The 21,749-nt window shown below is 44.4% G+C and carries 18 protein-coding genes; 12 read left to right on the forward strand and 6 right to left on the reverse strand.

The genetic code is table 11. From position 1 onward, the window contains the following. Window positions 1–2: 2 nt before the first annotated feature. Together AB4513_RS22180 and AB4513_RS22185 are read right to left on the reverse strand one after the other, a co-directional pair. Window positions 3–890 carry a mechanosensitive ion channel family protein gene (locus AB4513_RS22180; protein ID WP_009846738.1) on the reverse strand — a complete coding sequence of 296 codons (888 nt, stop codon included), beginning with the start codon at window positions 888–890 and terminating at the stop codon, window positions 3–5. 1 nt (window position 891) lies between these two features. Beyond that, on the reverse strand, window positions 892–3,237 hold the full coding sequence (locus AB4513_RS22185; protein WP_009846737.1) for an ATP-binding protein: 2,346 nt from the start codon (window positions 3,235–3,237) through the stop codon (window positions 892–894). 461 nt (window positions 3,238–3,698) lie between these two features. On the opposite strand from AB4513_RS22185, the gene AB4513_RS22190 reads away from it, so the two are divergent. Further along, entirely contained in the window at window positions 3,699–5,282 is a 1,584-nt protein-coding gene (locus AB4513_RS22190; protein ID WP_009846736.1) for an ABC-F family ATPase, read from the forward strand. Window positions 5,283–5,525: 243 nt separating this feature from the next. Here AB4513_RS22190 and fdhD read toward each other — a convergent pair whose 3' ends face one another. Further along, window positions 5,526–6,347: a formate dehydrogenase accessory sulfurtransferase FdhD gene (gene fdhD / locus AB4513_RS22195; RefSeq protein ID WP_009846735.1), complete on the reverse strand. Its 822-nt coding sequence runs from the start codon at window positions 6,345–6,347 to the stop codon at window positions 5,526–5,528. Window positions 6,348–6,716: 369 nt separating this feature from the next. On the opposite strand from fdhD, the gene AB4513_RS22200 reads away from it, so the two are divergent. The 11 genes from AB4513_RS22200 to cobB all read left to right on the forward strand — a co-directional run bounded on the left by AB4513_RS22200 (window position 6,717) and on the right by cobB (window position 18,320). Further along, window positions 6,717–7,181, forward strand: coding sequence for a DUF3305 domain-containing protein (locus AB4513_RS22200; protein ID WP_009846734.1), 465 nt, complete (start codon window positions 6,717–6,719; stop codon window positions 7,179–7,181). Then, window positions 7,171–7,857, forward strand: a complete 687-nt coding sequence (locus tag AB4513_RS22205) for a DUF3306 domain-containing protein (protein WP_009846733.1) — start codon at window positions 7,171–7,173, stop codon at window positions 7,855–7,857. Before AB4513_RS22200 ends, AB4513_RS22205 begins: the two co-directional genes overlap by 11 nt. 302 nt (window positions 7,858–8,159) lie before the next feature. Beyond that, a complete protein-coding gene (locus AB4513_RS22210; RefSeq protein ID WP_009846732.1) occupies window positions 8,160–9,821 on the forward strand; it encodes a 4Fe-4S dicluster domain-containing protein in 1,662 nt (553 codons plus the stop codon). Window positions 9,822–9,830: 9 nt separating this feature from the next. Continuing rightward, window positions 9,831–10,499 (forward strand): molecular chaperone, encoded by a 669-nt coding sequence (locus AB4513_RS22215; protein WP_009846731.1) that lies wholly within the window; start codon window positions 9,831–9,833, stop codon window positions 10,497–10,499. Window positions 10,500–10,575: 76 nt separating this feature from the next. Beyond that, window positions 10,576–10,776, forward strand: coding sequence for a twin-arginine translocation signal domain-containing protein (locus tag AB4513_RS22220; RefSeq protein WP_004733728.1), 201 nt, complete (start codon window positions 10,576–10,578; stop codon window positions 10,774–10,776). A 10-nt stretch (window positions 10,777–10,786) separates the two neighbouring features. Then, window positions 10,787–13,642, forward strand: coding sequence for a formate dehydrogenase subunit alpha (locus AB4513_RS22225; RefSeq protein WP_009846730.1), 2,856 nt, complete (start codon window positions 10,787–10,789; stop codon window positions 13,640–13,642). Between the two features lie 11 nt (window positions 13,643–13,653). Further along, the gene (fdh3B, locus tag AB4513_RS22230) at window positions 13,654–14,262 is read left to right on the forward strand and encodes a formate dehydrogenase FDH3 subunit beta (protein WP_004733723.1); all 609 of its coding nucleotides are present in this window, start codon (window positions 13,654–13,656) and stop codon (window positions 14,260–14,262) included. Window positions 14,263–14,275: 13 nt separating this feature from the next. Beyond that, window positions 14,276–15,349: a formate dehydrogenase subunit gamma gene (locus AB4513_RS22235; protein WP_009846729.1), complete on the forward strand. Its 1,074-nt coding sequence runs from the start codon at window positions 14,276–14,278 to the stop codon at window positions 15,347–15,349. Beyond that, window positions 15,333–15,749 (forward strand): hypothetical protein, encoded by a 417-nt coding sequence (locus AB4513_RS22240; protein WP_009846728.1) that lies wholly within the window; start codon window positions 15,333–15,335, stop codon window positions 15,747–15,749. The genes AB4513_RS22235 and AB4513_RS22240 overlap by 17 nt, the downstream gene beginning before the upstream one ends. A 411-nt stretch (window positions 15,750–16,160) precedes the next feature. Continuing rightward, a complete protein-coding gene (locus tag AB4513_RS22245; RefSeq protein ID WP_102257387.1) occupies window positions 16,161–17,381 on the forward strand; it encodes an ammonium transporter in 1,221 nt (406 codons plus the stop codon). A 204-nt stretch (window positions 17,382–17,585) separates the two neighbouring features. After that, window positions 17,586–18,320: a Sir2 family NAD+-dependent deacetylase gene (cobB, locus tag AB4513_RS22250; RefSeq protein WP_009846726.1), complete on the forward strand. Its 735-nt coding sequence runs from the start codon at window positions 17,586–17,588 to the stop codon at window positions 18,318–18,320. 117 nt (window positions 18,321–18,437) lie between these two features. On the opposite strand, the gene AB4513_RS22255 is transcribed toward cobB, so the two are convergent. The 3 genes from AB4513_RS22255 to AB4513_RS22265 form a co-directional block, all read right to left on the reverse strand. After that, entirely contained in the window at window positions 18,438–19,304 is an 867-nt protein-coding gene (locus tag AB4513_RS22255) for a GGDEF domain-containing protein (protein WP_012603927.1), read from the reverse strand. A gap of 102 nt (window positions 19,305–19,406) precedes the next feature. Continuing rightward, on the reverse strand, window positions 19,407–20,444 hold the full coding sequence (locus tag AB4513_RS22260; protein WP_009846724.1) for an extracellular solute-binding protein: 1,038 nt from the start codon (window positions 20,442–20,444) through the stop codon (window positions 19,407–19,409). Window positions 20,445–20,671: 227 nt separating this feature from the next. After that, window positions 20,672–21,706 (reverse strand): extracellular solute-binding protein, encoded by a 1,035-nt coding sequence (locus AB4513_RS22265; RefSeq protein WP_102257388.1) that lies wholly within the window; start codon window positions 21,704–21,706, stop codon window positions 20,672–20,674. Window positions 21,707–21,749 lie beyond the last annotated feature (43 nt).

Below are 21,749 nucleotides of genomic sequence, written 5' to 3' on the forward strand. Positions count from 1 at the left end.
GCCTAATGCGCTGCCACTGAAATCTTCGGTGGGTTGATGTTGTGCTTCTTAAACTCTTTCATCACACGCAGGGTAATGTCGGTTTCAAACAATTTCTCATACGCGGTGTCCACCACATAAGCCTTACACGTCAACTGTATCGCTAGGTAGTTGTCGGTAATCGTCTGTTTAACCAGAACCGTTACAGGCTTTGGCAAGTGTATGTAACGACTTGAAGACGCGGCTTCTTGAATCAGGTCGCGGGCTAGGGTGATGTCTTCATTCATACCGACGTAAAACGGAATCACCACTTGCATGTCCAATGCGCCATAGTTACCACTGGTGGTCACTTCATTTAAGAACTTGTTGTTCGGAATAGTAATGATGTCATCGTTCAGGGTTCTCATTCGTACCGAACGTAAACCAATGGTGATGATGTCGCCGTAGTTGCCTTCGAACGTGACGCGGTCACCAACCTGAAACGGTCTGTCAATCATCACAGTGATGCCGGCGATAAACGATGCTGCCAAGTCTTTAAGCGCAAAGCCGACCGACACGGCGAGCGTACCACCAATCAAAGCTAAGATTTGGTCGTTGATTCTAAAGCTCATCATGAACACGATAAGACCGGTGCTCACGTAGATAAAGAACTGAGTAAACGATTGCAGCTTTTGTAGCAGCATTCGATATTGCACGAACTGACTACCAAAACTGGTCACTAACGAATTGATGAACTTAAGCAACAACCACATTGCGGCAATAACGATCATGGAGAAGAACACGCCGCTCCATCGCACCAAGCTCGCTATCTTAGAGATGTTTTCTACGTTAGCTAACTCTTCCGTCGCAAAGGTCGGGAAACTGACAGCACTTGCCAAGCCAACAAATAGTAGGATAAATAACTTCTTCATTTTACTTCACCAGTAGATGTTGACGATCAAGAACGTTAGTAATGTGGCGGAACCAGTGCTCGGAAATTCGAGCCTTTTCTTCATGCCAACCAATATAACCACGGCTTTCAAAGTAACGCAGAATCCCCGTTATCTCTGCCGTGCTCAGCTGTGTACATTCAGACAACACTTCTGGAGAAGCGATTTCCAGTTGTACAATAGAACGAAGTACAGCCAACATAGGTTTAGGCATATTCTCTAGTTCCTGCGCTTCAGGGACATGGAATAAACGTACTACCGCTTGATCTGTCTCTTTATTTCGGTTCAAAGAGAGTCGGAAGAAACGCAGCGCAACGGTAGGGTTGCCATCAGAGTAGTGCCACAAAATTCGATAGAAACCTTGGCGTGCACGTTCTTCTTCACTCATGTCATCTTGGTCCCATTGCTTAGGGACCACTAAGCCATCAAAAGACAACGGCTTCTCAAGCTCCGTATTGATACGGCTATTTAGAAGTTCACCCACTTGTTTCTCTGTCCAACGCGGAAGGAAGCACACCAAATCAAACAGCAGACGCTCACCACGCGCTCTATCCACAAATCGCCAACTTGATTTGGCGATCGATATCACGACACGGTGGTTCTTTTTAGAACGACGCAGAAGGTTGGTCAAACGAATCAAATCAGACAGACCGCCAACCATTGGTTTCACCAGTCGTTGAGCGTTATCTATCGCGATAAGGTAAGTGGTATTGCTCTTACGAAGGTGCGCTAATATTTGAATTTCAGTCGCTTCTTCTTCCAAGCCGATGCTCACGGCTAGATGTGCCAACAGCTCTTGGTAACCCGCGTAAGGGCAGCTTACATATACGGGCTCAGCGTTAGATACTTTGTGCAGCAAAGTATAAAGCAGCGTTGTCGCGCCCACACCACGCTCGCCTGAAACAATACAGATAGCCGGGCTGTCTGACATCAAGTAGCGAGACAGTTGCTTAACCTCGTCACCGGCATAGTCAATTAACGTGCTGTCTATATTACCCGGCAGAATGTATTCATACGTTTGATCGCCTTTGATTCGAACCAAGTTTTGCTGATTCTTATCGAGATCTGACTGCTTAGCTACTTCGATTCTAAACAGATACGCTAAAGCTTGGCTAAACAGCGTGTAGTTAGACAGAAGGGCCATAATTCGGTGTTGGAAGTTGTAAACGCTCAGCCACACGATACCAATGGCTGTCGCCAATATATTAAGTATGAACGTACCCTTACGGTTTACCGCCCAACTCACCCATACCGGACGTTCAGAAATGTGTTGAAGTGTATCGAAGACCTTCGCCCTCCATAACCTGAGCACTGAAACCGTAACCAATACAAACCAGAAAAACAGAGCACTATATATCCAACTATAAATCGTGCCTTTGCCTAGCGTAATACTTGATATTTGCAGAATCACACCCGCTACGATGAAGCTCCACACGTAACGGCGGATAGTCGATAGGCGCAGCGCGATCACTTCTTGATTGGATGTACGACCCAAACGGTAGGCAAATTCCAAAATAAAGCTGATGGCAATCGAACCACCTAGAATCCACCACGTGAAGATCTCCAGGAAAATCAAATGTTGCAGACTAGGGATACTAGAAAGCACTCTCAATGACAATGTGATGGCAATTAGCCAAGCAATCGCAATTTCAGCGCGGCTGATGTACCAAATGACACGAACCAAGAAAGGAGGATTCGTTTTCGCTTCAAGAAAGTTAATTCGAAACAACTCAATTAAGCGAGTGCTGTTAGCAAGCCACCACACTAAACCGAAATAGATGAACAACACTTTTAACGACGCACCAATCACAGGTACGGGCGAAATAAAGATATCGTTAACTAACGCCTTGAAGCTTCGGATTTGGAAGTATGCAAGATACTCAATATTGAGCTTAGTTAATTCCCATTCTTGCTTAAACTGGGTAACACCATAAGGGCCAAAACCGGTTAAGCGCTCTTTGTTCGCAGAGCTCGTCTGTTCCAGAAGATGTTGTTTACTGACGTTTAAGCTATTCAAAGTGACGTAACTGGTTTGAACCTCAAACCATTGAGCGACGTCGTTGTTATCTCTATAAGCTTTTATCTGTTGCTCGAAGATTTTGATTTCCTGCTTTTGAACTCGCAGAACTTCAGCTAACAAGATATTGACTTGGCGTCGGTCCGACGACTCCATAAAGAGGGGATCGGGTAACGAATCAATTCGAGCATCGAGGTCAACAGCAGAATCGGATACCTGCGGCTGAGATTGTAAGTCATATTCCAAGTTGGCATGACTAGGCCATGAGAGAATGGCTAAAGTGAGGAGTAAGAAGCGCGATAGTGAACGCATAAAAGTCTCTTAGAATTATGAGGTTAGGATTACTATAGTTAGATAATCTTACTTTGTGAAATCCAACCCCGTATCGGGGGCGAGTACTTTATTCCTGTTTCGATCGATTTTGTCATGAAATTGTCAGGGATTAGGCTAGTATTTGAGCATATTGGCTATGTCTGTGCGTGCTTTGATCGGGTTGGTTTTACTGTAACTAATCAGCATACGATATATTCAATGGTCGGCATGATTTGGGACGTTATATCTCTCCCATTTTAGGGCGCCGTTTGATATTTTGTTTTCCCTGAAAATCAGCGGCTTTTCGTCGATAAATAGAAAATCAAAAGTGTGAGTCAGCTCAAACTATGATTTGGTTGGGTTATCACTCACTTAATAGCGGGTAATTGCAATCAAGACTTGCAGTTAAAGCCCCGAACAAGTAACGTTGCGGCGTTTTTCACATTAAAAAGGTAACGGCATTGATCTCCACAGCAAATATCACCCAACAATTCGGCGCTAAGCCACTTTTCGAAAATATTTCAGTTAAGTTCGGCGAAGGCAACCGCTACGGTTTAATCGGCGCGAATGGCTGTGGTAAATCGACGTTCATGAAGATCCTATCTGGTGAACTTGAGCCAAGTGCTGGTAACGTAAGCTACGATCCAAACGAGCGCGTAGCTAAACTAAACCAAGACCAATTTGCTTACGAAGAATTCACGGTAATCGACACGGTTATCATGGGTCACAAAGAGCTTTGGGCTATTAAGCAAGAGCGTGACCGCATTTACTCTTTGCCTGAAATGAGCGAAGAAGACGGCATGAAGGTAGCTGATCTTGAAGTTCAGTTCGCTGAAATGGACGGTTACATGGCAGAAGCGAAAGCGGGTGAGCTTCTTCTTGCGGTAGGTATTGAAGAATCTATGCACTTCGGTCTAATGAGCGAAGTAGCACCAGGTTGGAAACTTCGTGTTCTATTGTCTCAAGTACTGTTTGCAGACCCGCATATCATGCTTCTTGACGAACCAACGAACAACCTGGACATGGACACCATCAAGTGGTTGGAAGATACGCTAAACCAACGTAACTGCACAATGATCATCATTTCGCACGACCGTCACTTCCTAAACTCTGTTTGTACACACATGGCTGACCTTGATTACGGCGAACTTCGTCTATTCCCAGGTAACTACGATGAGTACATGACGGCTGCGACTCAAGCTCGTGAACGTCTACTGTCTGACAACGCTAAGAAGAAAGCACAAATTGCTGAACTTCAAACGTTCGTATCTCGTTTCTCTGCTAACGCATCTAAAGCGAAGCAAGCAACGTCTCGTGCTAAGCAGATCGATAAGATCCAACTAGACGAAGTTAAAGCGTCTAGCCGTCAAAACCCATTCATCCGTTTCGAACAGTCTAAAGAGCTATTCCGTAACGCACTTGTGGTTGAAAACCTATCTCAAGGTTTTGAAGAAGACCTATACAACAAGTTCGACGGTATTTTCGAAGTAGGTGAGCGTGTTGCTATCATTGGTGAAAACGGTGTGGGTAAAACAACACTACTTAACACACTAGCTGGCGCTCTTGAGCCACGTACTGGTGAGTACAAGTGGTCTGAAAACTCAAACATCGGTTACTACGCTCAAGATCACGCACACGATTTCGAGACAGACATGAACTTGTTTGATTGGATGAGCCAATGGCGCCAAGAAGGCGAAGACGAGCAGGTTGTTCGTGGTTTCCTAGGTCGAATGTTGTTTGGTCAAGACGACATTAAGAAATCTGTAAAGGTTATCTCTGGTGGTGAACAAGGTCGTATGCTTCTTGGTAAGATCATGATGCACAAGCCAAACATCCTGCTTATGGATGAACCAACGAACCACATGGATATGGAATCTATCGAAGCGCTTAACTTGGCTCTTGAGAACTACAAAGGCACATTGTTCTTCGTATCTCACGACCGTGTGTTCGTAGACTCGCTTGCAACTCGTATCCTTGAAATCAAAGATGGCAAGATCAACGATTTCCGCGGTACTTACGCTGAGTTCTTGAAAGCACGCGGCTAAGCTTTAAGTTAGCCTTAGTTTTCAACTCAATGCGTTGGAAATTCAGGCATAAGCTATAAACCGAAAATTAAAAATTAAAAACGCCGTCATACTGAAAAGCATGACGGCGTTTTTGTATCTTGTATCTAGCTAAGTTTCTATGTATCTATCCTTGAAGGGTCACTAACTCTTTACATCAGAACTTTACAATTAGAAGCGGTTAGTGAATCTCCAATCGAACCTACGCTTTTTTCCGACTGCTGATTATTCACCTTTCACATCAAATTCAATCTTCTCTGCGCCAGTGAACACTTGGAAACGCAGGCCTTTAGCGCGAGCAATGGTCGTGATACCAAATTGCTGAGCCAAGTCTAAACCCATTTGCGTTACGCCTGAACGTGATAACAGAACAGGAATACCCATCTGCGCCACTTTGATGACCATTTCAGAAGTCAGGCGGCCAGTAGTGTAAAAAATCTTATCTTCACCAGACTCTTTGTTAAGCCACATCTCACCAGCCAACGTATCTACCGCATTGTGACGGCCAACATCTTCAACAAACGATAGAACCTTGTCGTCTTTGCAAACAGCGCAACCATGTACCGCGCCAGCTTTCTTGTACGTGTCGTTGTAATGAGTCAGTGCTTCTAAAGCCGTGTAAATTTCAGATTGCTTAATTTTGGTCTGAGGCACTTGGTAATCTTCCAACTGCTTCATCACGTTACCAAACATGGTGCCCTGACCACAGCCAGAGGTCACCGTCTTCTTCTTAAGCGCTTGCTCAAGCTGGCTCGTATCTTCATTGGTAATGACCGCTGCAGAGCTGGTTTCCCAATCGATGATGATAGATTCAACTGCTTCAGGGTCAGAAAGGAAGCTTTGGTTCTTCAAATAACCCAAGACTAAAGATTCAGGACGCGAGCCGAGCGTCATCAGAGTTACGATCTCTTTCCAGTTCAACATGACGGTAAGAGGGCGTTCACAAGCGATCTGTTTGGTTAGCTTCTCACCATATTCATCAAACACTTCAACTTCGATTGTTTGAAGTGGGTTTTCACTAGTTTTTATTATGTTTGGTTTTACCACAGTCACGTCCTACTTAATGAGATAGCGATTTAAAGAGATAAGAAGTTAACAAGAGGGTCTAACGCCGATCTTGTTCATCGATTCTTTAACTCATGCTTAAAGCAAATCTTATTCCAAAATAACGGGTATTCAGGAAAACATGAAGCATTTGATTAAAATAGCGCAAAATATGGGAGTTCACCGAGTGGAGTTGTCTGAAATAACCAGTATCGACTAACGTTAAGTGACAACTTGATGACGAACATTGTAGATGCGCTATTGAAGTTAACCTGTATTGGCGTGTTTATTGCTTTATAGCGCTTATAGGATTGAGCTAAGTACAAAATGTCCTAAGCACATTCAGGCCAAAGAAAATCAATTGGGTGAAGTATGTCTGAGATAAAAGAATTCAAAGAACAATACGAAAAAACAGAAGCAGCTTGGCCAATAGGTGTCCAAAGAATAGAGAAAGAGATCAAAACAGGTATCTGGGTAACCACTCAATGGGAATTGAAGGGGTTTGAATTGTCACCAGAAGATGACGCCCCAGACGTTTGTTTACTTCAATTACATAAAGATGAACGTACAGACTATCGATTCAACCTAAGCTCTCAGCAACCTAAGCTTTTCTTAGTAATGGATAATGTCGATTCTGATGTTAAGCCCGTCATTCAGTTACTTACTGCCTCACAAACCGTTGCAGGGCAATACATGGACGGTGACAACCAAGTACTTTCCTACGACATTCCTTTGCCCGTACAGGCTTGGATGGAAGCATTCATCGGTCGTCATGGCGAGTTATTAGAAACAAGACGTAAGAAACGCAAAGGCGCGGGAAGATCAAATGGCAACTAACTTCTTTAGCCGTTGGTCTCAACGAAAGCTTGATGAATCCACTGACGAACCTTTGGAAGTAGAGCAAACATTGGAAGTACCAGCACTCACTCCCTCTGATTCTTCAGCTTCTGAGATTTCGCCTGCTGATCTTTCGTCTGAAATGGAAGCAGCAGCGCCTCAGTCTTTAGAGAGTGAAACTATAGAAATCAATGAAGAAGTTCATGTTGCTGACGTTCAAGATCCCGCACCAGAAGCCACTGAAGATTTGTCTGTTGCCCAATTATTGGTATCAGAAGCCTCTGAAAGCGTAAAAAAAGCCGCATTGCGTAAACTATTCCTCTCAGAAGAGTTCAACGTTCGTGATGGTTTAGATGATTACGACGACGATTACAGCAATTTGAAGTCTCTGTCTGAAGGAGTTGCAGAAACTCTTCGCGATTGGGTAAAAGACAAGACAGAAGAAGACACAGTAAACGAACCTGAACAAGTCGCTGATAATGAAGAAGAAACTTTGATTGATGAGGTTGATGACTCTATTAATGAAGCTGAAGAGACCGAGTCAGAACTCAGTGAAAGTGACGAAATTGCGGGTGAAGAAAAAGGACTGTATAAAAACACAGTGACTAATAATAAAGCTACAATGTCAGACGAAGCTGACCTGACAGAGATGGGACAAAATATACCACACAAATAATAGGTACATTTTGACTAAACACTCAATGAACCGCTTGCGACAAAATGTCCCAAGCGGTTTTTTTATACGTACAATAAACGCCACAAAGCATTAAAGCACTGATATATAAGAATTATTAAATTGGCATGGCATTTGCTAAATAACGTTCATTATCAACTTTTTTGTAGATAGACGAGTTCAGGGTCTAACGAATGGCACACTAGCTAAAGAGTTAGTTGTTAACGGATTACTCAGCAAGTTCTCTATCGCTTACTACAATGAAGGTTGAACAGATTATCCATGTCCATAGATGGAACTGAGCAATGCTTAAACAATTATTAGAACAAGCAACTTCAAATAACGCTAAAGCAAGACTGTATGCATTTGAAAATACAGTAGAGTTAACAAATCTGATTCCACCTACTGTTAGCTACGAAAGCGGCGGTAATACACTTGTTATTGGTCCAACTGCGATCATTGAAAGTGCTGCGGCGCAATTACCTCAATTAACGAGCTTAACCTTGTTGTCAACAGACGGCGAAAAGGGCACAAACCCAGAACTGTACTTCGCGAATTCGGTTCAAGTATCGGGTTTCCTCGGCACGTTTGAAGTCGTGATTGAGAGTAAAGGCACATCAAGCAACCTAGCGAAAGTCGCCATTAATCACGATTGTTTCGATGTTGTTCTAGACCTATGTCTGAACAGCTGCATGACAGAAGAAGTACCTGTTCCTGGTTATTACCCAGTAGGGCGAGGCTATCCAAAACTGGCGGAAGCACTGGAAGAGATTCCAACGCTAATGGGTACTTTTGATAAGCCTAAGTTTTTCCGTCTAGACACTGACCTTTGTGCACACAGTTCTCGTGGCGTAAAAGGCTGTGAGCGTTGTGTTGATGCTTGTCCTGCTGGCGCACTATCAAGTGAAGGCTCAGATAAGACAGGTCACAAGATCGAGATTAACCCTTACCTATGTCAGGGCGTTGGGACTTGTGCAACAAGCTGTCCTACAGAAGCGATTACCTATGCGCTTCCAAATCCTGACGATACGCAAAAGTTCATTGAACGTACGCTAGCCAATTATGAACATGCGGGCGGTCTGGATCCAATCGTACTTATCTGTAGCTCACGTCATGAAACTTACAACGTGATGGCTCTTAAAGCGCTACCAGATAACGTGATTCCAATCGTTGTTGAAGAATTGCCTTCTATTGGTATTGATACTTGGTTTGCAGCGTTAGTGAATGGCGCAACTCAGGTTCTGTTTGCTGCTTCTCGCTTTATGCCAGAAACCATCATTCGTGTCCTAAATAACGAAGTAGGGATCGCTCAAGAGTTACTAGACCAAATCGGTGTTCCAAAAGAAACCATCGATATCCTGTATTTAGAATCTCTACGTGAAGGGCCTCCAACACTGTGTGTTGATTCGTTCGATCTTGCACTTGGCGATCTTCAAGGCAATAAACGTCAACGCCTATTCACAGCACTTGATGCGATGTCTTCATCTCGTATTCCTGTTGAAAACATTGTAGAGCTCCCTTCGAATGCGCCATACGGCACGGTTTCTTGTGAAAGCAAAGATTGTACTTTGTGTATGAGCTGTGTGGCTGTGTGTCCAACACGTGCGCTGCATACCGATGGTGCCTCTCCATCACTTAAGTTTGTAGAGCAAGACTGTATTCAATGTGGTCTGTGTGAAAAGGCATGTCCTGAGAATGTTCTTACTCTGACTCCTCGTATGAATTGGGTGAAAGAAGAACGTCAGAAGGCTGTTGTGATTCATGAAGAGAAAGCAGCGGAATGTTTACGTTGCCATAAGCCATTCGCTCCACAGTCTATGATTGACATGTTACAGAACAAGTTACGCGGTCACTCTCATTTTTCAGATGAAACTGCGATTAATCGTATTGCGATGTGTGAAGACTGTCGTGTGGTGGACATGTTCGATTCAATGGCTCAAGACCCATTGAAACAATTGAAATACTAGGAGTTGGCCTTGGATACTAATTTGGATCAGGCACAAGAGCCTGAGCTCGTAAAAGAATTAAAGCAAGAACAGACACTAAGAACTGAAATCTATCTGGTTCTTTCTGCATTGTTTCGTAGCGCACCTTCTGAAGAGGTGATCAACTTTCTCAAGACGCTAGACATTGAAGCGTCTGAGAGTGCGATGCAAAAGGCTTGGATTGCGATTCAACAAGCCGCAACCGAATCAAACCGCGAAGCACTAGAAGATGAATATCAGAATCTTTTCATTGGCATTGGCCGCGGAGAGATTGTTCCATTTGGCTCTTGGCATAGAACTGGCGCCATGATGGAAAAACCCTTAGCAGAGATTCGTCATGACCTAGAGCTTTTAGGCATTGAACGTGATGATCAAGTGAAAGAACCAGAAGATCATATTGCTGCATTGTGTGAAGTAATGGCGATGCTAACCAATGAAGAAGACGCGCTTCAACAAGCCGTTTTCAATAAGCATCTTGGTCCTTGGTTTAACTCTTTTACGCGTCAGCTTGAAAGTGCAGAAAGTGCGAACTTCTACAAATCAGCAGCACAGCTGTGTGAAGCATTCCTAACGTTAGAGCAAGTGCGTTTTAGCGTTAATACAAAAAGCAGTAAACATAAATTAAAGATTGATGTGAAAAACGTCACTGATTACGAGTAATCGAGCAGTACGCGATTATATCGATAGAGGGGCATTAAGCCTCCAAAAAGATCTACCGCAAGGTAAGGAAGCAATGATGAAAGATAATAAAGAAATAAACACAAGCCGTAGGGACTTACTCAAAGGCTTAACGACTGCAGCCGTTGCTGGTGCCGTTGTCGCTGGTACAACGAAAGTGGCAACTGCTTCAGAAACGGTTGAAATGCCGAAAGAAGACATGAAGAAGACGGGCTATCGTGAAACGCAACACATTCGCGATTACTACGACACACTTTAGGAGATAACGGATGAAACTTGTCAAACGCTCCGATAGTGTGAGCAAAGAAACCAATCAACTGGGTGTGTCTCGACGTGCCTTCATGAAAAACACCTCATTAGCAGCTGGTGGCGCGGTAGTAGGCGCAAGTCTATTCGCTCCAGGCATGATGAAAAAGGCGCAAGCTAAATCAGTCGACCCAGAAGCGAAAACAGAAGTGAAACGCACTATCTGTTCTCACTGTTCTGTGGGTTGTGGTATCTACGCTGAAGTTCAAAATGGCGTATGGACAGGTCAAGAACCTGCATTCGATCACCCATTTAATGCTGGTGGACACTGCGCGAAAGGTGCAGCACTGCGTGAGCACGGCCACGGTGAACGTCGTCTTAAGTACCCAATGAAATTGGAAGGCGGTAAGTGGAAGAAGCTTTCTTGGGAACAAGCGATTGAAGAGATCGGTAACAAGGCGCTAGAACTTCGTAAAGAGTCTGGCCCTGATTCGGTTTACTTCCTAGGTAGTGCAAAACACAGTAACGAGCAAGCTTATGCATTCCGTAAGATGGCGTCTTTGTGGGGAACAAACAACGTTGACCACCAAGCACGTATTTGTCACTCAACCACAGTAGCCGGTGTTGCGAACACTTGGGGTTACGGTGCAATGACAAACTCGTTCAATGACATGCACAACTGTAAATCAATGCTGTTCATTGGTTCAAACCCTGCAGAAGCTCACCCAGTAGCAATGCAGCACATCCTAATCGCGAAAGAGAAGAACAACTGTAAGATCGTTGTTGCGGACCCTCGTCGTACGCGTACGGCTGCGAAATCTGATCACTATGTTTCTCTACGCCCGGGATCAGACGTTGCGTTTATCTGGGGTGTGCTATGGCATGTCTTTGCTAATAAATGGGAAGACAAAGAATTCATCCGCCAACGTGTATTTGGCATGGACGAGATCCGTGAAGAAGTCGCGAAGTGGAGCCCAGCAGAAGTTGAACGCGTGACAGGCGTAAGCGAAGAAGACGTTTACCACACAGCAAAACTGCTTTCTGAGAACCGTCCAGGTTGTATTGTTTGGTGTATGGGTGGTACTCAACACACGACGGGTAACAACAATACACGAGCTTACTGTGTACTTGAGCTCGCACTAGGTAACATCGGTAAATCAGGCGGCGGTGCAAACATCTTCCGTGGTCACGATAATGTACAAGGCGCAACTGACCTTGGCGTACTGTCTGACACACTTCCAGGTTACTACGGCTTGTCTGAAGGTTCTTGGCGCCACTGGTCTAAAGTTTGGGACATCGACTTTGACTGGGTGAAAGGACGTTTCGACGACAACGCATACGGCGGTCAAAAACCAATGAACAGTGCAGGTATTCCTGTATCTCGTTGGGTTGATGGCGTACTTGAAGACAAAGACAAGATCCGTCAGCGCGAAAACATCCGCGCGATGTTCTACTGGGGTCACGCGGTGAACTCTCAGACTCGTGGTCCAGAGATGAAGAAGGCGATGCAGAAGCTGGATATGATGGTTATCGTTGACCCATATCCAACAGTTGCAGCAGTAATGAACGATCGCACAGATGGCGTTTACTTGCTTCCAGCAACCACTCAATTTGAAACCTACGGCAGTGTAACGGCATCAAACCGTTCTCTACAGTGGCGCGACAAGGTTGTTGATCCTCTGTTCGAATCTAAGCCTGATCACGAAATCATGTACCTTCTTTCTAAGAAGCTTGGTTTCTCTGATCAACTGTTCAAAAACATCCGTGTTGAGAACAACCAACCATTGATTGAAGACATCACTCGTGAATTCAACAAAGGTATGTGGACGATCGGCTATACAGGTCAAAGCCCAGAACGTTTGAAAGAACACCAACAAAACTGGCACACGTTCCACAAAACAACGCTTGCTGCAGAAGGCGGCCCAGCGAATGGCGAGACTTACGGTCTTCCTTGGCCATGCTGGGGCAACCCAGAGATGAAACACCCAGGTACGCATATCCTTTACGATACGTCTAAACCGGTTGCTGAGGGCGGCGGTAACTTCCGTACTCGTTTCGGCGTCGAATTTGAAGGTCAAAGTCTATTGGCTGAAGACAGCTACTCAAAAGGCAGCGAAATCAAAGACGGTTACCCAGAATTCAGTGACAAACTGCTGAAACAACTGGGTTGGTGGGACGATCTAACCGCAGAAGAGAAAGCTTCAGCGGAAGGTAAGAACTGGAAGACTGACGTTTCTGGTGGTATCCAGCGTGTGGCTATCAAACACGGTTGTATCCCGTTTGGTAATGCGAAAGCGCGTGCGATTGTTTGGACATTCCCAGACCGCGTACCACTGCACCGTGAACCACTTTACACGCCACGTCGTGATCTTGTTGCAGACTACCCAACATGGGATGACAAGGAAGCAATCTTCCGTGTTCCTACGTTGTACAAATCAATTCAAGACCAAGACAAGTCTGCTGAATACCCAATCATTCTGACTTCTGGTCGTCTGGTTGAGTACGAAGGTGGTGGTGAAGAAACCCGTTCTAACCCTTGGCTAGCGGAACTACAACAAGAGATGTTTGTTGAAGTGAACCCGAAAGACGCAAACGACATTGGCTTTAAAGATGGTGATGATGTTTGGGTTGAAGGTGCTGAGAAAGGCCGCATCAAGGTGAAAGCGATGGTTACTCGTCGTGTTAAACCGGGTTTAGCGTTCTTGCCGTTCCACTTCGGTGGTAAGTTTGAAGGTGAAGACTTACGTTCTAAATACCCAGAAGGCTCTGATCCTTACGTTATTGGCGAAGCTGCCAATACAGCAACCACATATGGTTACGACCCTGTCACGTTGATGCAGGAAACGAAAGTAACCCTTTGTAATATTCGTAAAGCGTAAGGAGTCTTAAAATGGCTAGAATGAAATTTCTTTGTGACACCAAACGTTGTATCGAATGTAACGGTTGTGTCACTGCATGTAAGAATGAAAATGATGATGCTCTGGAATGGGGTATTCAACGTCGCCGCGTTGTCACATTGAACGATGGCGAACCGGGTGAAAACTCTATCTCAGTCGCATGTATGCACTGTACTGATGCCCCTTGTATGGCAGTTTGCCCAGCAGACTGTTTTGAACATACAGAAGACGGCATCGTACTTCACAATAAAGATCTGTGTATCGGTTGTGGTTACTGCTTGTTTGCTTGTCCGTTTGGCGCACCTCAATTTCCTAAACAGGAAGCCTTTGGTGAGCGCGGTAAAATGGACAAATGTACCTTCTGTGCTGGCGGTCCAGAAACAGAGCCAGGTTCTGTGGAAGAACGTCAGAAGTACGGTGCGAACCGTATTGCTGAAGGCAAGCTACCAATGTGTGCTTCTTTATGTTCAACCAAAGCACTGCTAGCGGGTGATGCAGAGAAAGTCTCTGATGTATTCCGTCAGCGTGTTGTTGAGCGTGGTGCGAAGGGTGCAGGCTGGACAGACGGCAATGACCTTTCTTACGATGCGATGAAGAGCTAGTTAGGAGAGACATATGCTTACAATGTTTAAGCGTCTCTTTCTTGTTGTGCTGCCAATGTTGGCAGCACTAACAATGCTGTCTCCTTTGAGTCATGCATCTGAGACAAACTCATCACAAACTCAATCGAGCTCTGCTGAAAGAGAAATCACACAACTTGCTGGCGCTGATTTTTGGCGACAAGTAAGAAACGGTGAAGAAGGTTACACCACATCTCAATCGGCTGAGCACGGTATGTTAATCAGTACGCCCGGGCAAACGTGGTACATATTGAAAGAGAAGTGGATGTCGCCAGCCGGTGCCGTCGCTATCTTTGGCAGTATTGCTTTCGTTACTTTAATGTACGTTGTGATTGGCCCATTAATGCTGAGTGCACCAAGAACGGGCCGTAAGATCAAACGTTGGTCGCGACTGGACCGCGCACTGCACTGGAGCATGGCGTTTACTTTCTTAACGCTCGCGTTCAGTGGTTTGATGTTGGTTTACGGCAAGCACTTTTTGAAGCCGTATATTCCAACTGACCTTTGGGGCTTTATCGTTCTATTGGCGAAGCAATACCACAACTACATCGGCCCGATTTTCTATGTGCTATTGATGGCTGTTCTTATCAAGTGGTGGCGCAAGTCGATCTTCAAAATGGTCGATATTCAGTGGTTCATCAAACTAGGCGGCATGGTAGGGAAACACAAAGGTTCTCATCCATCGGCAGAGTTTTCGAACGCGGGTGAAAAAGCGCTATTTTGGCTGCTTATCATTATGGGTAGTGTCGCAGCGATCAGTGGCTTGGTGTTAGATTTCCCAATCTTTGGCCAAACACGACGTGATATGGAGCTTTCGAACTTAGTTCACATGCTTGCTGCTCTGATCCTTATCTGTGGTTTTGTGTTCCACATCTATATTGGCTTGTTCGGTATGGAAGGCGCACTAGAAGGTATGGTAACAGGCGAAGTCGATGAAACCTGGGCTAAAGAACACCATGACCTTTGGTACAAAGAAGTGATGGAACAAGAGAAAAACGGCGTTGAACAAAGCGCTAACGTAGCAACAGAGAAAATGGAAGGGGTGAATAAGAATGAACAAACCTCATAAGGGTATTTGGGTTGCTTACATCCTAAGCTGCTTTACACCATTTACTTGTCTTCTCTCTGGTGTGATTGCCATTATCTACGCGGGCTATCGTTTAGATAAAGGCGAAGACGGCGAAGTAGTGGATACCCATTACTACGGCTTGATTCGCTCGTTCTTCTTGAACCTGACGTTTTTTGTTGTGCTTATCGTTACGGTAGCGACCTCTAACGGCGTGTTGATCGGTGTGAACGATTACTGGTATCAAAACCATATTATCGATGACATCGCTTACTACATTCCATATGTGGGCATGGTATTTGGTGGTGTGGCGATTGTGGTGTGGTTTATTCGTATGTATCAAGGCATGCAGCGTTTAAGTCAAAACCTACCGCAAAACCCGACAACAGGTCCAAACCTTTAAGCGTTTATATGTAAGCCGTTCGGGTTAACAAACTCGATAATAGCTCCTTTGCGATGAGTTAACTGTAATCAGCGAAAGACCTTAAAAGCCCTGTGATTCATTTCACTGGGCTTTTTGTCGTTTGGGCGCTAGGTAACTGATCTAATGCCTTATATTGACCGCATCAATATGGTGCAATTCCCACAATTGGTGCAATCAGTTATCGAATGTTTTCTCTCTCTGAGAACCAATAAAGTGCACCTAAGAAATTAACCACAAAGAATCAATAACTTAAAACCAAACTCTGTTGCACGTTTTTTGCGTAACCAAGTTGGAACGCATCTTGCGTTTACTGTTGAGTCTTTAATTAATTACGACATCAATTCGCACGGTTCTAGTGCAATTGAGACAAAGCTAAGGGAGAGAGCTTTAATGAGTCAAACGGTTAACCAAGTTCATAGCGCAGTACAGAGCTTGACGCAGAGTTCGGATACTCTGTTTTTATTATTAGGCGCCATCATGGTCTTCTTAATGCACGCAGGCTTTGCATTTTTGGAAGTAGGTACAGTTAGAAAGAAGAACCAAGTTAATGCGTTGGTTAAGATCCTCTCGGACTTTGGAGTCTCCGCCATTGCTTACTTCTTTATCGGTTATTGGGTCGCTTACGGCGCGCACTTTTTTGCCGACGCAGAAACGCTATCGCAAGGGAATGGATACGAGCTAGTTAAGTTTTTCTTCCTAATGACCTTTGCCGCAGCAATCCCTGCGATTGTATCCGGTGGTATTGCAGAACGTGCACGTTTCTATCCAATACTCATCGCAACACTGTTCACCGTAGGCTTTGTTTATCCATTCTTTGAAGGCATCATCTGGAACGGTAATTTTGGTTTCCAAGATTGGCTTGAGGCGCAATTCGGTTATGGCTTCCATGACTTCGCGGGCTCTGTTGTTGTTCATGGTGTTGGCGGCTGGATTGCATTGGTCGCGGTTTACTTCCTTGGCATGCGCAAAGGCCGTGTCCGCGCCGGCAAACACACTAACTTCGCACCATCAAACATCCCATTCTTAGCACTAGGTTCTTGGATCTTATGTGTGGGTTGGTTTGGCTTTAACGTGATGTCAGCTCAAGCTATCAATGGTATCAGCGGTCTCGTGGCAATGAACTCACTCATGGCAATGGTTGGCGGTATTCTTGCGGCTCTGATTGCAGGTAAAAATGACCCAGGCTTCATCCACAATGGTCCTTTAGCTGGTCTCGTCGCTATTTGCGCAGGCTCAGATTTAATGCACCCACTCGGCGCACTGGTAACAGGCGGCGTAGCTGGCGCATTGTTCGTTTACTTGTTTACTTACATGCAAAACAAAACACAGATAGATGATGTGCTAGGTGTGTGGCCTCTGCACGGTGTATGTGGTGCATGGGGTGGCATTGCAGCGGGTATCTTCGGTCAGCAAGCATTCTGGGGGCTAGGGGGCGTAAGCTTTACTGCTCAGATGGTAGGTACACTAGCGGGCATTACGGTAGCTTTAATCGGTGCATTGGTTGTCTACGGTGTGTTGAGCAAAGTAACTGGCCTAAGGTTAAGTGAAGAAGATGAGTTTAATGGCGCGGATCTTTCTATCCATAAGATCTCATCAATCAACGAAGACTGATCACGGTTCAATAGATAAACATCAAGCGGCTTCGGCCGCTTTTTTTGTGCCTATTTCATTTCTGAATAGCAGAGATCAAGCGAGTTATGTCACAAATAGCCAATGAATTCAGTTGGCTAAGACTATGGTCTAATCCCTAAAACTATTGTTGGAATTTGAACAGTGCTAAGCTGTTACCAAGTGACATATTGAAAAGGACGTTATATGCATTTCCCATATCGAAATATCGTAATTCTTACTGGCGCCGGTATCTCTGCGGAGTCGGGGATACAAACATTCCGAGCACAAGACGGATTATGGGAAAACCATAAAATCGAGGATGTTGCGACACCTGAAGGTTTTGCAAAAGATCCTGACCTTGTACAAGCGTTTTACAACAAGCGTCGTCATGGATTACAGAGTGAAAGTATCTTTCCAAATTCAGCCCACAAGGCGCTAGGAGAGCTTGAAGATAAGCTCGATGGCAAAGTAACCATCATCACTCAAAACATCGACAATCTGCACGAGAGAGGCGGTAGCAACAACATTATCCACATGCACGGTGAGCTTCTTAAGGCACGTTGTAGTGAGTCAAACCAAGTTCTAGAGCACAAAGACGACATTCATACTGGTGAATTGTGCCATTGTTGCCAGATACCAGCTCAAATGCGCCCTCATATTGTGTGGTTTGGCGAAATGCCATTGAGGATGGGCGACATTTATTCAGCGTTAGAAGAAGCTGATTTGTTCATCTCTATCGGGACATCAGGCGTGGTTTATCCTGCTGCAGGGTTTGTGCATGATGCGAAAATGCATGGAGCACATACGATCGAGATAAACCTCGAACCCAGTGCGGTAGAGAGTGAATTTGAAGAGAAACGTTACGGTAAGGCGAGTATCGAGGTACCTAAGCTAGTCGGTGAGCTACTGCTGTCAGAGAAGGGGTCTCTAACGGCCTGACCATTGTGCCAATAAATTGATTGACCCGCTTAAGGTTGGAACTTGAGAGCTCGTTATCAGCAACATTTATCATTTATCATTTATCAGTGGCAAACTGACATTTATTCAGATGAGGCTCTAGTCATCAGTTTGCCTTGTTGTCTCTATATTCAGGTAATTTGTTTCTAGATTAGGACAAGACGTGCACCAAGAGTTTTGAACAGGTCGTTGAGCTTTTTTCATTTCGTACATCGCCTTATCGGATTCAACCAATGCCTGTTTAAAATTATCTCGGTTGGTCACTTCGATACCGTAAGAAAAACTGATGTTCTCACCATGCAGTAAGTTATTGACTTGGCTGACAAACTCACCACCACGACCGAGTTGAGCCGTTGCAACAAACTCATCACCACCCACTCTAAACACCATTTCATCTTCCAAAGCAGTTTGCCTCAGAGCCTGAGAGAAACGAACAATCATTAAATCTCCAACTTTGTGGCCTTTAAGGTCATTTGTCTCTTTTAGTCCATCTAAGTCGAAGTAAATGAGCTCAAACTCTGCAAGTTTGATCGCGTCAAACTTCTTGCGATTATACAAACCAGTAAGCTCGTCGCGTTTACCTTGGTCTTTGATCTTGCCAGTTAATTCAGTAATACCGTAAGCAATCAATAAAAATGCTATTTGTAGCAACCCGTCTTCCAAGAAGGTATCTATTAGTTCATTTTGGTCAGCCCACTCATCAAGATGTTTAAGCTCGGTTGATACGTCATAAAACAGGTTAAAAATGAGTAATAGAGCGCCGTAGCGAAGAGCTTTGTGGGGACGAATGGCGTGACGCGCAACATAATAGATGTACATAGTGATCACGAGGGTATTTGTTTCGAAAAACAAATCATAATTTGAATCAATATGAATAAATGAACTCAGGCCAAGCATCAACAGTGACGCTAACAGCATAAAAGTCACAACTAACAGGATAGGGTTTGCTTGCATATGTAATCGCACTTCGTATTGTTTGCTTAATCCTATATAAATTTTGAATAAAAATAAAGCGGCTTACGCCGCTTTATTTAACTTACTAGCAACAATTAAACTTTTGCTAACAAATTAGTTGTCTACTTTAAGTTTTTGAAAGTACTCGTCATAAATAACGCTCGCTTCGCCAACTTCGTCTTGCCAAACACCATTATCCATCACTGATTGTGGCGGGAAAACGTTCTTATCTTCAGAAAATTCTTTCGGAAGAAGAGGGTAAGCTGTTTTAACTGGTGTTGGGTAACCGATCTCTAGAGCAATTTTCGCTGCGTTTTCAGGGCGAAGAAGGAAGTCGATCATCTTATGTGCCGCTTCAGTGTTCTTAGCACCTGCTGGAATCGCTAGGCTATCCATCCAGAAGATAGCGCCTTTCTCTGGCCAGATGATGTCAATCGTTGCGCCTTCTTGGCGTGCCATGTAAGCAGAGCCATTCCAAAGCATACCAAGAGACACTTCACCCGCTAGGTAAGGGTTTGCTGGGAAATCTGAGTTAAATACCAATACGTTTGGCATTAGCTTACGAAGTTCTTCGTACGCTTCTTTGATTTCTTCAGGATTAGTCGTGTTTGGAGAGTAACCCAGTTTAGACAGTGCGACATGGAAAACTTCACGAGAGTCATCCATCATCATCAGTTGACCTTCCCACTGTGTATCCCACAGATCGCCCCAGTTTTTAACTGAAGACTTGTCTAGCATATCTGAGTTGATACCAATACCCGTTGCGCCCCAGATGTATGGGATCGAGTAGTTGTTATTTGGGTCAAATGGCTTATCTAAGTAATTTGGATCCAAATCTGCAAAGTGGCTTAGCTTAGTTTTATCAAGCTCTTGAAGCATGCCTTCTTTACGCATCTTAGAAACGAAGTAAGTAGAAGGAACGACCAAGTCGTAACCCGTACCTTGAGTTTTTAACTTAGCGTACATGCTTTCGTTAGACTCATAAGTTGAGTAATAGACTTTAATGCCAGTCTCTTCGGTGAAGTCTTCTAGTACTTCATTTGGAATATATTCAGACCAGTTGTAAAAATACAGTTCTTGGTCAGCTGCGAAAGAGGGTGTAGAAAGTAAAGTAGCAGCACACAATGCGCCGGTATACAGTGTTTTTTTCATTACTGTTCCGTTCATTTGTTTGATTTGGAGCTGGGTATTGAACCCAAAGTAAATGGATTTCTAAAAATCGCGCTAAATTATAGCAGTGATATAACAAAATAGGCAGCCTAAGCTGCCTATTGATTGATATTCTTATTTTTAGTTTGTTGATTACCTAACTAGGCTTGTTAAGTAAACCAGTTACTTATTAGCCTCTTTTGACCGGAGCAATTAGATAACAAACTCGCTTACTGACCGGCTTTAAGCTTCATGAAGTAATCTTCGTACTTCACCGTCTTATCACCAACCGCAGCTTGCCATTCCACACGATCAAGGTCTTCTTGAGATGGGAACAGCGCAGGGCTGTCTTTAAACTTCTCGTTAGACGCTTTAACGGCTGTTAGGTAGCCTGTGTCACGAGAAATCTGCTCAGCAATCTCTGGGCGAAGTAGGAAGTCGATCATCTTATGAGCTGCTTCTACGTTTACCGCACCAGAGCTAATCGCAAAGTTATCAACCCAACCGATACCGCCTTCTTTAGGGAAAACCAGTTTGATTGGTAGACCTTCGTTTTGCGCTGCAGCAGCAGAACCGTTCCACAGCATACCAAGACCCACTTCACCAGACATGTATGGCGCACCAGGGTTATCTGAGTTAAATACTAGAACGTTCGGCATTAGCTTTTGTAGTTCAGCGTAAGCTTCGTCGATCTCTTTCTCGTTGGTTGTGTTACCAGAGTAACCTAGCTTACGCAGTGCGATGTGGAACACTTCACGCGTGTCGTCCATCATCATCAGTTGACCTTCAAGCTCTGGCTTCCATAGATCAGCCCAGCTTTGGAAGTCTTCCGGATCGTATATTTCAGTGTTAACAGCAAGACCTGTAATCGCAACTACGTGTGGAATAGAGTAGTCGTTGCTTGGGTCGTACGGCTTATCTAAGTAGTTAGTATCTAGGTTCTTGAAGTTGTACAGCTTAGTTTTATCGATTTTTTGTAGCATACCTTCGTCACGCATCTTAGAAACGAAGTAAGTCGACGGCACAACTAGGTCGTAGCCTTTGTTGTGTGTTTTTAGCTTTGCGTACAAGGTTTCATTCGACTCGTAAGTTGAGTAGATAACCTTGATTCCAGTTTCATCAGTGAACTGTTCTAGAATCTCACTATTGATGTAAGGTCCCCAGTTCATGAATACCAATTCTTTGTTATCTTTTGCAAATGATGATGCAGATAACATTGAAAGCGCACATGCACTACCAGCTAATAGAGTAGCCCATTTTTTCATTGACGTTAGCTCCAAACTAAACGTTGCCTAAAGGCAGTAGATA

The sequence above is a fragment of the Vibrio sp. 10N.222.54.E6 genome, from assembly GCF_041473955.1.
Lineage (GTDB): Bacteria > Pseudomonadota > Gammaproteobacteria > Enterobacterales > Vibrionaceae > Vibrio > Vibrio tasmaniensis_A.